Genomic DNA, 559 nt, shown 5'->3' on the forward strand with positions numbered 1-559 from the left:
TGGCCAACCCACGGAAGCGGGTTTTCACATAACCGAACTGGCGCTAGATCACGCGAAAGGGGGCTCGACTTTCGCCCGCGTCTGCGCTTTGACCTTCTCGAACTGACGTTTGGCTTTGTAGAGCACGCTGTGTTTGCTCAAGTGCTTGTAGGTGCTGCGTCGCGCAGCGATCTGCCAGATCACTTGCCGACTGTCGTGCTCAGGCCGTTTCTCTACGCCAGTGTAACCCGCATCGGCACAGACAACGTTTTCGTCACCGTGCAACAGATGAGCGACCTCCGTCACGTCAGCCACGTTGGCGGCGGTGCCATGGACGTGATGTACCAGGCCCGATTCAGTGTCGGCTCCGATATGCGCTTTCATGCCGAAGAAGTATTGGTTTCCCTTCTTCGCCTGGTGCATTTCCGGATCGCGTTTGCCTTCCTTGTTCTTTGTCGAGCTGGGCGCGTGGATGATGGTGGCGTTGACAATGGTGCCCTGAGGCAACGACAGGCCCTTGTCTTACAGGTAGTTGTTGATGGTTTCCAGAATCCCTGCCGCGAGCTGATGCTTCTCCAGC

1 pseudogene is annotated in these 559 nt (G+C 57.1%); it reads right to left on the bottom strand.

Annotated elements, in window-relative coordinates:
- Window positions 1-46: 46 nt before the first annotated feature.
- Window positions 47-559, bottom strand: a pseudogene (locus HU729_RS25560) (IS5 family transposase); the annotation flags it as partial.

This window comes from Pseudomonas sp. RW10S2, from assembly GCF_014268985.1.
Lineage (GTDB): Bacteria > Pseudomonadota > Gammaproteobacteria > Pseudomonadales > Pseudomonadaceae > Aquipseudomonas > Aquipseudomonas wayambapalatensis.